At 62.5% G+C, this 18012-nt stretch carries 14 protein-coding genes; 10 read left to right on the top strand and 4 right to left on the bottom strand.

What is annotated here, in order from left to right:
- Window positions 1-21: 21 nt before the first annotated feature.
- From tssA to tssH, 4 genes are read right to left on the bottom strand one after another with little or no spacing between them, the layout of a single operon-like run.
- Entirely contained in the window at window positions 22-1464 is a 1443-nt protein-coding gene (gene tssA / locus ACFWP0_RS27860) for a type VI secretion system protein TssA (protein WP_377847772.1), read from the bottom strand.
- A complete protein-coding gene (vasI, locus tag ACFWP0_RS27855) occupies window positions 1461-2150 on the bottom strand; it encodes a type VI secretion system-associated protein VasI (protein ID WP_377847770.1) in 690 nt (229 codons plus the stop codon). The genes tssA and vasI overlap by 4 nt, the downstream gene beginning before the upstream one ends.
- Window positions 2147-3772, bottom strand: a complete 1626-nt coding sequence (locus ACFWP0_RS27850; RefSeq protein WP_377847866.1) for a sigma 54-interacting transcriptional regulator — start codon at window positions 3770-3772, stop codon at window positions 2147-2149. Before ACFWP0_RS27850 ends, vasI begins: the two co-directional genes overlap by 4 nt.
- On the bottom strand, window positions 3723-6296 hold the full coding sequence (gene tssH / locus ACFWP0_RS27845; RefSeq protein WP_377847769.1) for a type VI secretion system ATPase TssH: 2574 nt from the start codon (window positions 6294-6296) through the stop codon (window positions 3723-3725). Before tssH ends, ACFWP0_RS27850 begins: the two co-directional genes overlap by 50 nt.
- A 450-nt stretch (window positions 6297-6746) precedes the next feature.
- On the opposite strand from tssH, the gene tssB reads away from it, so the two are divergent.
- From tssB to ACFWP0_RS27795, 10 genes are all read left to right on the top strand, one after another.
- The gene (gene tssB, locus ACFWP0_RS27840) at window positions 6747-7253 is read left to right on the top strand and encodes a type VI secretion system contractile sheath small subunit (protein WP_377847767.1); all 507 of its coding nucleotides are present in this window, start codon (window positions 6747-6749) and stop codon (window positions 7251-7253) included.
- Window positions 7254-7301: 48 nt separating this feature from the next.
- A complete protein-coding gene (tssC, locus tag ACFWP0_RS27835; protein WP_377847765.1) occupies window positions 7302-8774 on the top strand; it encodes a type VI secretion system contractile sheath large subunit in 1473 nt (490 codons plus the stop codon).
- A 6-nt stretch (window positions 8775-8780) separates the two neighbouring features.
- Window positions 8781-9209: a type VI secretion system baseplate subunit TssE gene (gene tssE / locus ACFWP0_RS27830; RefSeq protein WP_377847763.1), complete on the top strand. Its 429-nt coding sequence runs from the start codon at window positions 8781-8783 to the stop codon at window positions 9207-9209.
- 27 nt (window positions 9210-9236) lie between these two features.
- Window positions 9237-11003, top strand: a complete 1767-nt coding sequence (gene tssF / locus ACFWP0_RS27825) for a type VI secretion system baseplate subunit TssF (protein WP_377847761.1) — start codon at window positions 9237-9239, stop codon at window positions 11001-11003.
- Entirely contained in the window at window positions 10967-11986 is a 1020-nt protein-coding gene (gene tssG / locus ACFWP0_RS27820; protein WP_377847759.1) for a type VI secretion system baseplate subunit TssG, read from the top strand. Before tssF ends, tssG begins: the two co-directional genes overlap by 37 nt.
- Window positions 11983-13347: a type VI secretion system-associated FHA domain protein TagH gene (tagH, locus tag ACFWP0_RS27815; RefSeq protein WP_377847757.1), complete on the top strand. Its 1365-nt coding sequence runs from the start codon at window positions 11983-11985 to the stop codon at window positions 13345-13347. The genes tssG and tagH overlap by 4 nt, the downstream gene beginning before the upstream one ends.
- A complete protein-coding gene (gene tssJ / locus ACFWP0_RS27810; RefSeq protein ID WP_377847755.1) occupies window positions 13344-14372 on the top strand; it encodes a type VI secretion system lipoprotein TssJ in 1029 nt (342 codons plus the stop codon). Before tagH ends, tssJ begins: the two co-directional genes overlap by 4 nt.
- Window positions 14369-15706: a type VI secretion system baseplate subunit TssK gene (gene tssK, locus ACFWP0_RS27805; protein ID WP_377847753.1), complete on the top strand. Its 1338-nt coding sequence runs from the start codon at window positions 14369-14371 to the stop codon at window positions 15704-15706. The genes tssJ and tssK overlap by 4 nt, the downstream gene beginning before the upstream one ends.
- A gap of 126 nt (window positions 15707-15832) precedes the next feature.
- A complete protein-coding gene (icmH, locus tag ACFWP0_RS27800) occupies window positions 15833-16534 on the top strand; it encodes a type IVB secretion system protein IcmH/DotU (protein ID WP_377847751.1) in 702 nt (233 codons plus the stop codon).
- A 126-nt stretch (window positions 16535-16660) separates the two neighbouring features.
- Window positions 16661-18012 (top strand): type VI secretion system Vgr family protein (locus ACFWP0_RS27795; protein WP_377847749.1); only part of this gene is annotated, 1352 nt, incomplete at its 3' end.

Raw genomic sequence — 18012 nt, 5'->3', positions numbered from 1 at the left:
ATTCCCTCTTTGACTCTAGCTTTAGCGTTCTTCTTCGGCGGCCTGTCGCGCGGGCGCGTACTTGCTCAGCGGGCCGAACAACTCGGGTTCCCATAGGCTGGCGGGCGTGTTCTGCATGATCCGGCCGACGGTGGCATACAGGTCTTGCGCCAGCCAGGAAAGCCCGCGCGCGGCAAGAATGTCGGCGGCAATGACCGTGGCATGGCCGCGTTGCCGGGGCGCGGCGGCGGCGCCTTGTGTTTCTTGCAGTCGACGCAGCACCACTTCCACGCCCTCGCTTTCCAGTTGCGCCACCAGTTCCTCGCGCAGGGCGTGGAACTCCTGGGCGACGTGCTGCTCGCCGCCGCGCGCGTCCGCGCCGCTTAGCCAGCCCAGTGTTTCGCTGTCGACAAACGGCCGGCCATCGTTGAATTGCAGCTCGACCAGAATAGGAATGCGGCGTACAAAGCGCTCGGTTGCCAGGCGGATGGCGACCGCCACTTCCTTCATTTCCAGGCGCGCGGCGATGCTTGCGGCAAGAAAGCTGCCCCGTATCCAGTACGGCGAGGCGACAACGCTCTTCTCCACGCGCTGGAGCAAGGCGGGGTTGATCGTGTTGGCCGATAGCGCCTCGCGATAGCCATCGGCGATGTCGGCGGGCACCGCCATCAATTCGGTGCGATATTCCTTGCGGGCCGGCGGGGCCGCGTGCAAATGCGCCCACAATGCGAAGCGGCGCAGTTGATAGCCGGTTGGATCGTAGGCGTCCTGCTGGTTGATGAATTCGGCCACGCTCAGCAGGGAACGCCTGCTTTCGCGCTCGTCGCCCAGCTTCAAGGTATCCCCCGAGGTGCTGAAGAACGCTTCGCTGATCGCCTGGCCGCCTCGCTGGCCCGTATTGGCGGCTAGCGCAGGCGGTTCGGGGTAGCGGGCCTGTTCGACGCGGCGGGCAAACTGCGCTTCCAGGCGGTTGAGCATGGCGGCGTCCAGCTTTGCCGCGGCCGCATTGGCCTGAAGGCGATCCAGCGCTTGCTGCGCCGCCGCCTGATGCTCCTTGGCCATGCCCCCCGCGCTTAAATCGGCCAGCCCCTCGTACAGGCGGTCGACTTGCAGGGCGACCAGTTTGCGCTTGCCCAGATAGCCGGTCGGGCCCGGTTTCGGGTGGCCCGTCTCCCAATAGTCTTCCACCATGCGCGCCAGCACGCCGGCAGCTTCGCCCCATGCGCGCCATGATTTGGCGCGCAGGCGAGCCGCGATCAAGTGGCCAGCGACGCGGAAGTGCTTGCATTGGGTGCCCAGATACTGGCGCGACGCTTCATCGACATACGCCCAATCCATGCGCGGCTCTTGCAGCCCGCCTAGCTTGACCATTTCGTGGTCGATGGCCTGAAAGGTCTCATCCTCTTCGTCGAAGTAGCCCGCCGGGTCGATTGCGTCCAGCGGGGCCAACAGCGTTTCCAGGTCGAGCGGGGGATAGTCGATCACCAGTGACAGGCCTCACGTTGTTGCGCAACAAGTCCCTGCAGGCCCTCCGCGTCGAACATCAGCCCATTGACGGGCGCATAGTCGCTCTCGACACGCAGGCGTCCGCCAGACGAAAACTGACGCAGCAGTTCAATCGCGACCAGTCCCCGCCCGGCGTCGGCCACATTGCCCTCTTCCAGGACCTGCCAGGTCCTCGCCGCCGACAGCGGCCGGTCGTCGATGAACAAGCGGATGCTTATCTGGTTCCGGTCAAAGGGACGATGCGCGAGCAACTGCAGCCGGGATATGTTCGAAACGCAGCTGATCGCTAGGTAGGTGCGTTGGGCTGCGGCGTCCAGCGCCGGCGCCGAGATCACAACCTGTGTCTGCCCGGGCTGCTGATCCTCGGCAAGGGAAATCAGAAACGAATAGTTCCTTTCCTGACGCGCCGCCTCGTTGCGCCGGACCAGTTCGGTCACGCCGGGCGCCGCCGGCGAGGAAGCGGATTTCGCCCGCGCGCCAGCGCCTGGCTGCGCAGCGGGCGGAACGGGCGATGGCGGCGTGCCTGCGGTGGCGTCAAAGCACCCAAGCCGCTCCACGTCGGATACGATCGCGGTGCAATTTCCCAAGGCGTGGCCTTGCGCTTGCCCGGCATGACAATTGGCGGCGGCCAGCAACAGTAGCAGCAGTGTGCTTGGTGATTTCATTGAAGGGTGTCCTCCTGGTCCAGATTCCAGGCCTGGCATCTGCGCGCAAGCGTGCGCTTCGGAATGCCGAGGCTTTGCGCCGTACGGCTGCGCGACCCGTCAAGCGCCTGCAGCCTGGCCTTGATGAGCAGACGCTCGAATGTGTCAAGCGCGTGGGGCAGATTGTCCGTTTGAAGCAGGCCATGCAGATGATGGCCAAGCACGACGGCATCGCCCGTCCCCTCCCGATCCGTCTGCAGTTGCCGCAATGCCTGTCCGCTGATGGACGCGCCCCGCGCTGTTCTCTCGGCGGCAACCAGCAACAGGCTGCGCAGTTCCCGCACGTTGCCGGGCAGCGCGTGGCTTTCGAGCATCGCCAGGGCGTCGGGCTCGATCCCCGCGACGTGGGCCTGGCGTTCCCGGTTGTGTTGCAGTATCACGTGCGCCGCCAGCGCCGGGATGTCGTCCGTGCGCTCTCTCAGCGGCGGCAGTTGCAGCGTCTGCTGCCGGATCCGGAAGTACAGGTCTTCGCGGAATCGCCCTTCGCGGATCAATTGCGGCAGCGGCTGATGGGTGGCGCAGATCAGGCGAAAGTCCGATGCCTGTTCACGCGAGGCGCCCAGCGGGCGGTACTTTTTTTCGTTCAACAGGCGCAGCAAGGCCGCTTGCAACGTGAAGGGCATATCGCCGATTTCGTCGAGGAACAACGTGCCGCCGTCCGCTTCCGCCACGAGGCCGCCGCGCGCCTGGGTTGCGCCGGTGTAGGCGCCGCGGACGTTTCCAAAGAGCTCTGCCTCGATCAGATCCTTGGGAATCGCCGCGCAGTTCACCGGCACGAATTTCCCGCCACGCGACGAGGCCTGGTGAATGAGCCAGGCGGCGTGGTCCTTTCCCGTGCCCGTTTCGCCCGTGAGCAGCACCGCCAACGTGGAGTCCGCGAAACGCAGCATATCCTCCCGGATGCGCTGTGCCGCTGCACTGACGCCGATGAATTCAGCCGCCAGCAAACGCGCCGCGCGCACGCCCCTGCGCTCTTCCTGAGGTTGACGAACGCTGCGTTGATAACGCGCGTCTTCGGTCGCGCTCATTTGCTCGTGCAAGCGGGCGTACAGGCATTCATGGATTTGCAGGAGCATCATCCACAGGGGCTCGTCCCTCCACGCTTGCAAGGAGAGCGCCTCGCCTGCCAGCACCAGAACGCAAAGCGCTTGCTGGCGGCTGTCTCGCTGCGGCACGACCAGCAAGGCATTTCTTGGTCCCAGGCATTCAGCCAGCCGTTCGAATCCGATGCCCACGCCCACCAGCCTGGACAAGCATTCGATGTAGCAAGGCTGGCCCCCGATCAGGCTATAGACCAGCGGATCGTCCAGGGCGTCCATGCTGATCGCCGGCAGCTGCCCCACCCCGGGCGAAATGCTCAGCAAAGGCAGCAGTTTGTCGCCTGCGGCATCGCGCCCGTACAGGCAGGCGTGACGCAGACCGGCCGCGCGGACCGCCGCCGCAAGGAAAGTGGAGGCCAGTGCGTCCGAGCTTGCGGCCAGCGCCAAATTGCGCGCAATGCCTGCCACTTCCAGCGCGTTCATCGGCACTGCCTCAGTCCAGACTGGCCGAGAACGCGCCGTCGCGCCACTGCAGTCGCGCATTGCCAAACGGGGCGCCGGCGGCCAGACGCTGCAGGACCGCCAGGGACAGTGGCGGCAGCAGCTCGCCATCGATGCTGGCATCCAGCAGGCGGGCGCCGTTTTCGTGGCGGCTGCAACGGCTGCGCAGTTCGTCCCGCGCGTCGGCGTCGATATGCAGCGAGGCGTCATAGCGCGCGCCGAATTGCCTTTGCAGGCGTTGCAGCCGACTATCGATGATCTCGCCCAGCACGGCCTCGTCCAGGTACCGGTACGGGATCAGCTGCATGCGCGCCAGCAGCGCCGGCTTGAAAAACGCCAAGAGGCGATGACGCAACGCCTGTTCGGACAGGTCCGTCAAGGCGCCGTCCTGCTGATCGAAGCCCAGATTCGAAGTGAGGAAGAACAGGACATTCTTGCAATCGATCTGGCGCCCCTCGCCATCGGCGAGCTCGCCCTTGTCGAAGGCTTGATAGAAGATGTTCAACACTTCTGGATGGGCTTTCTCCACCTCATCGAGCAGGACCACTGAATAGGGCTGTTTGCGTATGGCTTCGGTCAGCACCCCTCCTTCGCCATAGCCGACATAGCCGGGAGGCGCGCCTAGCAGGCGAGACACGGTGTGCTTCTCCTGGAACTCCGACATATTGATCGTGGTCAGGAAATGCTTGCCGCCGAACATGGCGTCGGCCAGCGCCAGCGCGGTCTCGGTCTTGCCGACGCCACTGGGGCCAACCAGCAGAAACGCGCCCAACGGCGTGCCCGGCCGGCGCAGGTCGGCCATGGCGGTGAGCAGGTGCTTATGCACGCGCTCTATTGCCACGTCCTGCCCCTTGACCCGCTCATGCAGCAGCGCAGGCAATTGCGCCAGACGCTCCATCTGGTTCCGGTTGATCGTGGTGGTCGGGATGCCGGTCCAGTCGGCGATGACCTGGGCGACCTGTTCGTAGCCGACATCGGCGTGCAGCAATGCGCCGGCGCGCTGCAATTCGGACAGTTGCGCAACCTTCGCGGCGAGAACGTCGTCGCGGTCGGCAGGCTCGTCCTCGTCCTGCCGGCTTCGCACCTCGAGGATTTCGTCTATCAGGTTCTTCTGCTGCGTCCAGGCCTGCCGCAGTTCGTCGATCTGCTGTTGAATGTCCTGCCCCGCGCTCTCCAGCGTCGCCAGGCGGCGCGGGTTGGGCTTTCTTCCCGCCCGCGCGTCGCGCCGCAGCAACTCGATTTCCGCGTCGATCTGAATCTGCTCGTGCTCCAGGCCCGCCAGGCGCCGGGGCGGCTCCGCGAGCGCGGTGGCGACACGCGCGCATGCCGTGTCCAGAACGTCGATCGCCTTATCCGGCAGTTGACGCCCGGACAAGTAGCGGGCGGAAAGGGAGACCGCCGCCTGCAGCGCGTCGTCGCCGATATAGACGTGGTGCGCCTGCTCATAGATCTTGCGCAGGCCGCGCAGGATATGAACGGCCTGCTCCTGGCTGGGCTCATCCAGCTTCACCAGCTGGAAGCGCCGCGTAAGCGCCGGGTCCTTTTCAAAGTACTTCTTGTATTCGGACCAGGTGGTGGCGGCAATGGTGCGCAGTTCACCCCGCGCCAATGCGGGCTTGAGCAGGTTGGCGGCATCGGAGCCGCCGGCGGCATTGCCGGCGCCGATCAAGGTGTGGGCTTCGTCTATGAAAAGAATGATCGGCTGCGCAGAGGCCTTGACCTCGTCTATTACCGATTTCAGACGCTTTTCGAACTCGCCTTTGACCGAGGCGCCGGCTTGCAGCGCGCCCAGGTCCAGCCCCCACAACGCGACTTGGCGCAAAGGCTCCGGAACACGCTCCTGCACAATGCGCAGCGCCAGGCCCTCGACCACGGCGCTCTTGCCTACCCCGGCGTCGCCCACCACGATAGGGTTGTTTTTTCTGCGGCGCGACAGGATGTCGATCATCAAATCGATTTCCGCGTCCCGGCAGAGCACGGGGTCTATCTGGCCCGCGCGTGCTTGCGCCGTGAAGTCGTGGCCATACTTGGCAAGCGCGGTATCGCCGCCGGGCGCTTGCAGCGCGGACGGCGCCGAAGAGGGTCCGGGCGCTTCCGAAGAGTCCGCCAGCAAGGTGGTGAAGTTCTTTCGCAGCGCTTCGCGGTTGATGCTGTCGAAAAGCGCTACGGCGGGTAGCGGCAGATAGCGCGCCGGATTGAGCAAGGCCGCCAGGAAAAGACTGCCGCCCCGGATATTCTGCAGGCTCATTTCAAGGGAGCCGAGCAACCAGGCTTCTTGCAGCAGCTCGACCAGCAGCGGGGAGAACGTGGGGTATTGACCCTGATTCTCGTCCTGAAACGGACTGTCGCTGGACAAGGCCTGCCGCACTTCGTCGAGATCAAGCCCTGCCTGTTTGATCAGCAAACGGGCATCGCTCAGCGGCTGATCCAACAATTTGAAAAATACTTGCGCCACGGTTACTTCGGAACCGTGCTGGCTGATGCACAGGCTTGCGGCCTCCTCCAATGCCTGGCGGCAGACGAGGTTCAGGCGCTGGATCACCGCCGGTAATTCAATTCTGATCATGGATTGCACTCGTCCAATGATGTGGCGAACATTTTCCGAAAGAGAAAGACCGCAGGCGCGTGGTTAATCGCCTTAATCATTCCCTGCCATTTCTTTGTATTGGCAGCTCGCCACAAGACCACTTATTTTTTGCGAAGTCTATAGGATAGTTTGAAAATACGCATAGAAAATATGCGACAAGTACGAAAATAATTAGATTTTCCGTATTCGAATTTTTCTTATTGACCACGCACAGCAAAGGCCCTTAGGATCGCCCGCACCCACTGCTCGCTGGAAAATAACAATCAGCGCTTTCAGGTATTCATTTGGCGACTTGAGGAATTCCTTTTTCTTATACAAGAAGCCAGAACTCGATTGAAACCCGGTTATTAGTTAGTATTTTTTAAAGGCGCCTGGCCATTTAGCATGGCCAATTCTTTACTTTTCCCGTGGTTATAACAAGGAGCTCCCATGGCAAAAAAAACCGCATCAGTCGCCCCGCAGGAACGCATCAACATTAAGTACGTGCCTGCGACCGGCGACCAACAGGCCGAGATGGAACTGCCGCTGAAGCTGCTCATAACCGGCGACTTCAAAGGTCATGGCGAGGAAACGGCGCTTGAAGAGCGCCCTACCGTCCGCGTCGACAAGGACAATTTCGACGAGGTGATGACCGGCGCAGGGCTGCAGCTTGCCATGCAGGTGCCCTCCCGCCTGAGCGAAGGGCAGGAAGACGACACCTTGAGCGTCAATCTGCAATTCAACTCAATGAAGGACTTTTCTCCGGATGCCGTTGCCCGGCAAGTTCCGGAACTCAACAAACTGCTGGAATTGCGCGAGGCGCTGGTGGCGCTGAAGGGGCCCTTGGGTAATGTCCCCGCGTTTCGCAAGCAACTCCAGGCGTTGTTGACCGACGAAAAGGCCCGCAGCACCCTGGCCAAGGAATTGAACCTGGTATTGGAAAAATCGGCTTCCTGAGCCCCACTTTCTAATCCCTTCGCCCCATCTGCTTAAAAGGATACGAGCATGAAGGCTCAAGCTAGCGTTGCACCGGAAGTAAAGCAAACCCAAGGATTGCTGGAACAGATCATGGCCCAGACTCGCATCGAGCCGAGCCATGAAGGCTATGCCGTCGCCGAGCGAGGCGTCGCCGCGTTTATTGGCGAGATTCTCAAGAGCCAGGAACGCGAGCAGCAGGTCAATAAGCAACTGGTCGACCAGATGATCGCGGAAATTGACCGCAAGATCGGTTATCAGATGGACGCGATTCTTCACCAGAAGCCCCTGCAGGATCTCGAATCCGCCTGGCGCGGCCTGAAATTGCTGGTGGACCGCACCGATTTTCGTGAAAACATCAAGATTGAAATCCTGCACGTCACCAAAGACGAGATGCTGGAGGATTTCGAAAGCTGCGGCGACATCACCCGCAGCGGCCTCTACAAGCATGTCTACACCGCGGGCTATGGCCAGTTCGGCGGCGAACCCATCGCAAGCATCGTCAGCAACTACACCTTCGGCCCTTCCGCGCCGGACATCAAACTGCTCAGCTACGCGGCCTCGGTCAGCGCCATGTCCCACGCTCCGTTCCTGGCGGCGGCAGGCTCCGAATTCCTGAATATCAAGAGCTTCCAGGACCTGCCGAACCTGAAGGAAGTAAAGGACATCTTTGAAGGCCCGCGCTTTGCAAAATGGCGCAGCCTGCGCGAGTCGGAAGACGCTCGCTATCTCGGCCTGACGATGCCCCGCTTCCTGCTGCGCCAACCCTACGACCCGCTTGAGAACCCGACCCGCAGCTTCGTCTATCGCGAGACGATAGACGGCGACCACGAAAATTACCTGTGGGGCAACACGTCCTATCTGCTCGCCAGCCGCATCACCGACAGCTTCGCCCGGTATCGCTGGTGCCCGAACATCATCGGACCTCAGTCGGGGGGCAGCGTCGATGACCTGCCGGTGCATCTTTACGAGTCCCTGGGACAGCTGCAGGCCAAGATCCCTACCGAAGTCCTGGTGTCCGACCGCAAGGAATTCGAGTTGGCCGAGGAGGGCTTCATCCCTCTGACGATGCGCAAGGACAGCGACAACGCCGCGTTCTTCTCCGCGAATTCGGTGCAAAAGCCCAAGCTGTTCCAGAAGACGCCCGAAGGCCAGGCTGCGCAGACCAACTACAAGCTGGGCACGCAACTGCCTTACATGTTCATCATCAACCGCCTGGCCCACTACATCAAGGTGCTGCAGCGCGAACAGATCGGCAGCTGGAAAGAGCGCCAGGATCTGGAGCGCGAGCTCAATGGCTGGCTCAAGCAATACATCGCCGACCAGGAAAGCCCGTCGTCCGACGTGCGTAGCCGCCGTCCCTTGCGTGCCGCCCAGGTCCAGGTCCAGGACGTGGCGGGCAACCCGGGCTGGTATCAGGTGTCCCTGGCCGTACGTCCCCACTTCAAGTACATGGGCGCCAATTTCGAGTTGTCGCTGGTCGGACGCCTGGACAAGGAATAACCGGAGATGCCCAGATCGCCAGGGCAAGGCAGCCTGTTCGAACGGCTTGATCCGGATGCGCTCCCCCGGCGCTCCCGGTCGCGCCAGGACCTGGCGATTGCGCGCATTCATGCAATCAAGCGGCATCTCGAACTCCTTCTGAACAGCCGCCGGGGCTGCTCGCAGAGCAGCCCCGGGCTGGGTCTGGAGGACTTCAACGACGCCGCGATGGGCAGCGCCGATCTGCTGCTGCAAGTGAGCCAGGATATCCGGCGGTCAGTGGAGGCGTTCGAACCCCGAGTCAAGGTGCTGGGCGTGCACGCACGGCCTGACGGGTCGCAGCCCCTGAATTTGAATTTCCGGCTGGACTGTCTGGTGCCTGTCGCCAATACGGAAGAGCAGGTGGAGATCGATCTCGTGATCCACCATCGGGACCGATACGCGCGGATCGTTTAGCGCAACGCCAAGGGAGGCGGAAACAACATGCCGCTGCGGGGAAAGTTCCGCGAAGAAATGGATTATCTGCGTCGACTCGGCCGCGAGTTTGCGCGCGACAATCCGCAATTGTCGCAATTTCTGGGCGATGAGGCAGCCGATCCCGACGTGGAGCGGCTGCTGGAGGGTTTTGCCTTTCTGACGGCCAAGCTGCGGTTGAAGATCGAGGACGATCTTCCTGAGCTGACCCATTCGTTGTTGCAGCTGCTGTGGCCCAATTACCTGCGGCCATTGCCAAGCGTGACCATCATGCGCTTTGACCCGATTGAACGGGCCATCACGACGCGCCAGGTGATCCCGAAAGGCACGCGTGTCTTGTCGCGGCCCGTGGAAGGCGTACGCTGCGAATTCCGCACCTGTTCGGATGTCGCGGTGTATCCCCTGCGCATCCTGGAGGTCAGCGACGCGCACACGCGCGAAAAATCCATCATGCGCGTCGATCTGGCGCCGATGGCGGGCAACGGGCTGGACAGCTTCGATTGCGACCAGCTGGATTTTCACTTGAGCGGCGACGATACCACCGCCCTCACCTTGTATCTGTGGCTGTCCAAGTACCTGGCCGAGATCCGGATCGAGGTCGGAGGGCAGACGCGCCGGCTGTCGGCGCGCCAGGTCAAGTTTCCGGGGTTCTCGCCGGACGAGGCGCTGTTGCCCTATCCAAGGAATGTGTTCGATGGGTATCGCATCCTGCAGGAATATTTTATTTTCCCGCGCCGCTTCCAGTTCTTCAGCCTGACGGGGCTACGCTCCCTGTGGCCGGAGGGCAGCACCGAAAAAGTGCGCCTGGAGTTTCATTTCAACCGCCCCATGCCGGTGGATATCCGCCTGCGCAATGCAGACCTGATGCTGTATTGCACCCCTGCGGTGAACCTGTTCGAGCATGACGCCGAGCCGATCAACCTGAACGGCCGCTCGGTCGACCAGCGCCTGCGGCCCAGCGGACAGCGGCAGGACGCCCATGAGATCTTCAGTATCGATGAGGTAAGCGGCTGGCACCGCAAAGCCGACGGACAGCGCGGAAAATTCCTGCGCACCTTTCATCCCTTCGAATCCTTGCAGCACGAAATCGAGCACGCGCAAGGACGCACTGCGCTCTACTACCGGACGCGCATCGAGAATGCGATGACCGAAGGCGGCGTGCTGCACCGCGTGGCCTTTATCCGTAGCGATGAGACCGATTACATCGACGAAGATGAAACGGTGTCGCTGGCCTTGACCTGCACCAACAGGGATCTTCCCTTGTCCCTGGGGGTAGGCGATATCAGCCTGCAGACGCAGACCACCCCCACTTTCGCAAGCTACACCAACGTCACGCGCCCAACCCCGTCCTATCGCCCGGTCCTGGACGGCGCGCTGCAATGGACGTTGATCTCCAACCTGTCTCTGAATTATCTGTCGCTGCTGTCTACGGAGCCGCTGAAGGCGGTGTTGCGCGGCTATGACTTCGCCGCGCTGCACGATATCCAGCGTGCGCGCGCGACGCGAAAGCGGCTGGACGGCATCGGAGATGCCGTCACCACGCCAACAGACCTGCTGATGAAAGGCTTGCCCATACGTGGCCTGAAGACGCGGCTCAAGCTGGATCCGGAGGCTTTCCTCTGCGAGGGCGACCTTTACCTGTTCGGCACCGTCCTCAGTCACTTCTTCGCGTTGTACGCAAGCATCAATTCCTTCCATTTGCTGGAAGCCACCAACACCGGCAACAACGAGCACTACGAATGGCCATTGCAGACCGGCAAGCAACCGCTGATCTAGCCGACCTTCTGCTGGCCGACGCGAAGAATTACGACTTTTTCCGTTTGCTCGAGCAGTTGCACGGCTTGCACGACGACAACCTGGAAGCCGCCGAGAGCGCGGATCCGGAGCGTCACCGCGTGCGCTTGAGCAGCTATGCGGGGCTTGGTTTTCCAGCCTCGGACGTAGCGCTGGCCGAACGCATGCCGGACGCCGCCAGTAGCGATTACCGCGTCCAGGCGACCTTCTTCGGCCTGCACGGACCTGACTCTCCGCTGCCGGGCTATTACCTGGACCGGCTGGCGTATGAGTACGGCCAAGGCGTGGGAATACGCCCGGCGTTCCTGGATTTTTTCAATCACCGGTTGTTGACGCTGCTGCACCAAGCCTGGCGCAAGTATCGCTACTACGTGCGCTTTCGCCGAGAAGCCCGGGACCGGTTTTCGCGCTATGTCTTTTCAATGGTGGGGCTCGGCGATGTCGAGCTGCGCGGCGTCACGCCCATTGCCTGGAGCCGCTTGCTGAGTTATGCGGGCGCCATCGCCAGCCGCAGCCGCTCGCCGCAAGTGGTGGCCGGCATCATCGCGCACTGCTTTGACCTGAAGACGGTGCAGGTGCGCGAATTCGAACTGCGCTACATGCACATCCCGGATAACCAGTTGCTGGCGTTGGGCGAACGCAACGGGACATTGGGCGACAGTTTCGTGATCGGCAGCCGCGTGCGCACCCGCTACAGCAAGTTCACCATCGCCATTCCCGACCTGGACCAGAAGCGCTTTCGGGAGTTTCTGCCCAGCGGCGAGAATTTCGAGCGCTTGCGCAAACTGATCGACTTTCTTCTGCGCGACCCCGCCGCGTACGACCTGGACTTGGGTTTGCGTCAGGAAGAAGTGCCGCCGTTCAACCTGGGACGCGCCAGCGGCGCCCACCTGGGCTGGACGAGCTTTGTCGCGCATACCGTCGTGCGCCGCTCTTCCAACGTCAAAATAAAGGCGCGCTTATGAACAAGCTTCAAACGGAGCGCAGCGTCGCGCTCGTCGTCACCAACCCGCAGGCGCTGCAGCACGGCAGCACGCCCCGCCATCGATTCGACGTTTCAGGCGGGACCATAGGCGGCCATGGCGCCAACTGGACCTTGGTTGACAAGGCAGGCCGGGTACAGCTGGTTCATTGCGAAATCCGCTTCAGCGACGGCGCCTTCTGTGTGATCGACCGGTCAGGCCAGACGCATATCAATGACGCTCGCGATCCATTGGGCAGATCGGTCGGCGCACGCCTGAGCGAAGGGGACATTCTCCACATAGGCCCGTACATGGTGGCAGTGCATCTGCACGACGAACGCCACGAATTGCCGGATTCGTCGCGCCATCTGGCGCAGTACGAGGTCAGCGAGTTGCTCAACGAACAGCGTGGCGGTTCGGACGACCTGCCGTCTGGCGCCTACTCGTTTGACCAGGAGCAAAGCACGCCCGGCGCGGACGCGGCCTTCCAGGCCCTGGCCACGCAGCGGGACCCCCGCTCTGACCTTGACCCCTTGCGGGCCCTGGATGTGGCCGAACACGCGGCAGCGCCAAAACACCCTGGCGTGGATCCTTCCGACGCCGCGCGATGGAACGTCGCGCACACGCCAACCCAGCCGGACCTCGCCTCAACCCGATTCGCAGCCGTTTCCGGCTCGCCCCAGACTACTTCCGGAGATTCCCGCATGTCGAAGTCACGCGATCATTTCCTTTCCGACCAAGATTGGGCAGGTTCCATGCCTGCCGTCGACGCCGACCCCTCGCAGGCAGCCGCGCCCTTGCTCCAGGGACTAGGCGTTTCACTCGGCTCCCTTGACACGCAAGCGAGCCATACCCTGATGCTGGAGGCCGGCCAGGCCCTCGGCGCGGCGATCCGCGGAATTGCCGAGCTGTACGGCAGCCAGGCCGGAGATCAGCGACGCATGGCCTTGAGCGCGCTTACTTTGCAGCCCATCGAGGACAACCCGCTGCGCCTGGGGCAGAGCTATCAGGATACGCTGCGCGCCATGTTCTCCAGTGAACGCAGCGTCGTTCACCTGTCGCCAAAGGCAGCGATCGACGAGAGCATGACCCAGCTGCGCGCGCACCATGCGGCCGTCATGAAAGGGATAGAAGCCAGCCTCGAAGCCCTGCTGCGCGCCTTTTCGCCTGATCTGCTGCTGCAGCGCTTTCATCGCTATCGGCCCGAGCAGGCCCAGAAGGCGGGCGCCGACGATTGGGCGTGGCGCATGTATACCCATTACTACGAAGAACTGAGCTCCGTGCGCCAGCGTGGCTTTGAAAAACTCTTCTGGGAGATTTTCGAACAGGCATACGACCGCGCGCTCCGCGCGGAAGTGCAATGACGCGCCTCTTTCCCGCGCTGCTGGCAACCTCGCTCCTGGCCGGTTGCGGCACCGTGGGCGATGTCCTGACGAAGACGGGCCAGATCCTGATGGACCCCTCGATTCCTGTCGGGGCGCCCGAGGACCAGCCTAGCCAGATCGGCTTGAGCCTGTACGCGGCGGATGACGTCAACCCGAATCCCTTGGCCGCCGAAGAACCGCGGGCAAAAGATGCGGACCCCGCCGAGATGGTGTCGCGCAAGAGCGCCGAAGGGCCTTTTGAACTGGTCCTGAAAACGGGAAGCCGGCGCGAGCTTATCGATAGTCTGCGCGGCCTGCTGGGCGAGCTGGAAGAGGACAGCCCCTCCTCGCGGTCCCTGAGCCGCGTGGACCGGGCCTCTTCGCGCGTGGTGCAAACCACTGGCGCGCCCGGCGCCGCGCCGTTTGATTCGACGCAGCCGCCGGTAAACGCGGTCTCTCCCTATTTTCTTCCGGATCGGCGCTTCGGCGCCAAGCCGGTCATCGCGAACCAGGGGGTGACGCGCGCGCCAAAGCCGCTGGCGCTTGTCTCTGAAGACGTGCCCGACACGGGCGCCGAGAACGCTGGCGAAGACCGGGGTCTCGGACAGTACAGCCAGGGCCAGAGTTTTTCCGAGGCCGAGCCTGTTGCCGTTCCCCGAGGCGTGTCCACGCCGATCGCGTTCAAGGTGTTTCAACTCAAGGACGATTCGCTTCTGTTGAACGCGGACCCGCTGCAGTTTGCCCAGGACCCCAAGAAGGCATTGGGCACCACTTTCGTAGCCCAGGACGACTACGTCCTTCTTCCAGGCCAATTCAAATACATCGATTTCTCCCGCATTCAGGCGGATACGCGATACGTAGCCATCGTGGCCGACTTCCATGACCAGAATGGGGCGGTGTGGAAGCAGGCGTTCCGCCTTGAGCCCAGAGGACGCAAGTATGCGCTGCTGCTGACATTGCGCGGCAATCGCGTCGCCATTACCGACGAAAGCTATCGACCATCGCAACCGGGTTCCAAGCCATGACTACACGCAATCCCGTTATCTGGAGCGAGGGGCTGTTTGTCAAGCCTCAGCATTTCCAACAGCAAGCCCGCGTGTCGGAGCATCACGCCAACCAGCGGTTCAATGGCGTCAGCGAATATCTCTATGGGTTCAGCGAGCTGGAACTGAACCAGGAGTACCTGAGCTTCGGCAAGATCGCGATCGTGCGCGCGCGCGGGGTCATGCCTGACGGCAGCGTGTTCGACATTCCCAACGATCAGCCGCCCCCCGTGCCATTGCCGATCACTGACGCGTCCGCGGTCAACCAGACCGTGTACCTGACCTTGCCGTTGCGTTCGGACGGCGTGCTGGAGGTGCAATGGCCGGACACGTACGCCAATGCCCGATATCTGACCCGCAACGAAGAGGTCCGCGACACGCACAGCCAGGAAGGCGACTATGTGCCGATGAACCTGGCTGCATTGAATCTGCAGTTGGCGCTGGAACGCGACGACCGCAGCGCGTTCACCGGCATTGCCGTGTGCCGCCTGCTGGACCGTCGTCCGGACGGCAGCCTGCTGCTGGACGAGTCCTTCTACCCCACCGGCATTTCGCTGAACGCCATCCCTCCGCTCAAGCGCTACCTCGGCGAGATTGCCGGGCTCATGCGCGAACGCGCGAAGAATATCGCGGAACGCATCGGTTCCCCCGGCCAGGCCGGCGTGGCGGATGTGACCGACTTCAACCTGCTGCTTGTGTTGAATCGCCTGCATCCCCTGTTCCTGCATATGTCCCGCCTGCGCCGCGTGCATCCCGAGCAGGTATATATCGCGTTCAGCCAGGCTTGCGGTGAACTGGTCACCTTTACCGATGAAGGCCGCCTGCCGCAGGAGTACCCGGCCTATCAGCATGACGATCCGCGCGCGTCGTTTCGCGTGCTTGAGGAAACGCTGCGCCGCGCGCTGAGCACGGTGCTTCAACCGCGCGCGGTGTCGCTACCCATCGAGCGCCAGCAATACGGCGTGCTGACAGCCGCCGTGCACGATCGCCGCCTGTATGCCGAAGCCGATTTCATTCTGGCCGTGCGCGCCCGCATGCCGCTGGACAAGCTGCGCCAGCAATTCGTCCAGCAGGCCAAGGTGACTTCCATGGAGAAGCTGGGCGAGCTGGTCAGCCTGCAGCTGCCGGGCATTCCGCTCCTGCCTTTGCCGGTTGCGCCCCGCCATCTTCCATTCCATGCCGGGTTTACCTATTTCCAGTTTGACCGCAGCCATCCCAGTTGGCAGATGATGCGCGAGACGGCCGGCTTCGGCTTCCACATCGCGGGCGACTATCCAGAGATGGAGTTGCAGTTCTGGGCTATCAGGAGCCAATGACATGAGCACCACCGAGACCACTCGCCGGGGCGGCGAGACTTTCCGGCGCACGAGCCGGTCGCGGCCATCGACCAGAAAGGGAGGATTGCCTTTGACACCGTCGAGCATATCGACCAGGACGACGACTTGGGGTTTCAACTCCGCGGCCATGGCTACAACCCCTTGGTGGACGGGGCGCTCCCGTTGTTCGGTCTGGTTATCCGCCTGCGCAAGCTGACGCACTACGAAGGCATTGAACTGCTGTACGGGACCGTTCGCGACCAGATTGCCGCGCTGGACGAAGAAATCCGCCAGCACGGATACGACAGCGCAACGCAGCTCGCTTATCGCTACGCGCTGTGCAGCTTTATCGACGAGGCGGTGATGGGCACGCCATGGGGCGCGCATTCGCCTTGGGCTGAACGGTCTTTGCTCAGCGTGAACCACAACGAGACCTGGGGCGGCGAGAAGTTCTTTACCGTCCTGTCGCGCATGATGATGGACGCGGCCAAATACCGCGACGTCCTGGAGTTCAAGTATCTCTGTCTCTGCCTGGGTTTCAAGGGCAAATACGGCATGCAGCACAACCAGAACGAAGCCTTGCAGGCCATTATCGTCAAGCTTCACCGCGAGCTTCGAGAAATGCGTGGCGAGGTTCCCGAGGTGCTTACCGATGCGCAGGAAAACATCGTATCGCGCCGCTATAGCGTGGGTCGCCTGTGGCCCTGGTGGACACCGTGGCTGAGCGCCCTGGTTGTGCTGGTGATCGCCTATGTGCTTTTTGCGACGAACCTTGGGAGCACGAGCGAGCTGGTGCTGCAGTCGCTGGACGAAATCCTCAAAAAATGAGGCGAGTGTTTTCGCGGCCGGACCAACGTGCGCTTGTGGCCTACGAAGGCCATCGGCCATGACCACTTCTTGTTCGTACGCAGCCTGAACGCCTTTCCTGGCGTTCTGCCTGTTCAGGATTCCGACATGCCCCGATTATCCGATGTGCGCTTTACCTTTACCCCGTCCGCCGCTGGCGTGGACTTCGAGGTCGTCGAGTTCACGCTCGACGAAGCCTTGTCCGAGACATTTCTACTGCGCGTGGAGCTATCGAGCTTTGACGCCGCAGTGGATTTTGGCGCGCTGCTGGATCAGCCTGCGCTCTTTACGATCTGGCGCGGCGATACGCCCGTGCGCCATGTACATGGAATCCTGACCGGCTTCGAGCAAGGAGACAGCGGGTTCAGGAGAACGCGCTATCGGGCGATGGTCGAACCGGCCCTGGCGCGCACGGACCTGTGTTCGGACTGGCGCATTTTTCAGCAGCAGTCGGTGCCGGAGATTCTTGCGCAGGTCCTCAAGTCGCACGGCATCACGGACTACGAGCAGGTCACAACCAACACGCACCTGTCGCGTGAATATTGCGTGCAGGCCGGCGACACCGATTTGCAGTTCCTCGCCCGCCTGGCGGCTGAAGAGGGATTCTTCTACCGTTTTGCGCATACGGACAAGGGCCATCGGCTGATCCACGGCGACCGCATCTATGTGCATGGGGAGATTGACGGTGGCCCCGTCACCTACAACCCTGCTCCCGGCGGCGATCAGCCCGAACCCGCGTTGCGCAAGTTCACCTACGCCGAACAGGTGCGCACCGCGCGCCAAACGCAGCGCGACTACACCTACACGCATCCACGGTACGACCAGGAGCATTCGCCGGTCGCCGCGGACCTGGACCACCAGGACAAGCGCTACGAGCGCTACGCCTACCCTGGGCGATACAAGCGCGACGAGGCCGGTAAACCGTTTACGCAAAGTCGTCTTTTGGGCCTGCGTCGCGATGCCCGCATGGCTCGTGTCGAAGGCGACGATGCGCGCCTGGTGCCAGGGGTGGCGTTCGACCTGACCGGCCACCCGCGCGAAGACTGGAACCACGGCTGGCGCCCGGTGCGCATGCAGCATCACGGCGTGCAGCACACCAGCCAACAGGAAGAGGGAGCAGAAGCCTCGCAAGGCACGCAGTACCGCTACACCGCGGACATCGTGCCTGACCGCGTGGACTGGAAGCCCGAGCCCGCCTGCAAGCCGCGCATCGACGGGCCGCAGATTGCGTCGGTCGTGGGTCCGGCAAATGAAGAGATCTACTGCGACGACTTCGGCCGCATCAAGGTCCAGTTCCCCTGGGACCGCCTGGGCAAGAACGACGAGCACAGTTCCTGCTGGATCCGCGTGTCGCAGAACTGGGCGGGCGCGGCCTGGGGCCACATGGCGATACCGCGCATCGGACAGGAGGTAATCGTCGACTTCCTGGATGGCGATTGCGACCAGCCGATCGTGACGGG

The organism is Achromobacter sp. NPDC058515 (genome assembly GCF_042721735.1).
Lineage (GTDB): Bacteria > Pseudomonadota > Gammaproteobacteria > Burkholderiales > Burkholderiaceae_B > Achromobacter.
Note: the sequence above shows the minus strand (reverse complement) of the source record. Positions and strands in the feature narration are given on the sequence as shown.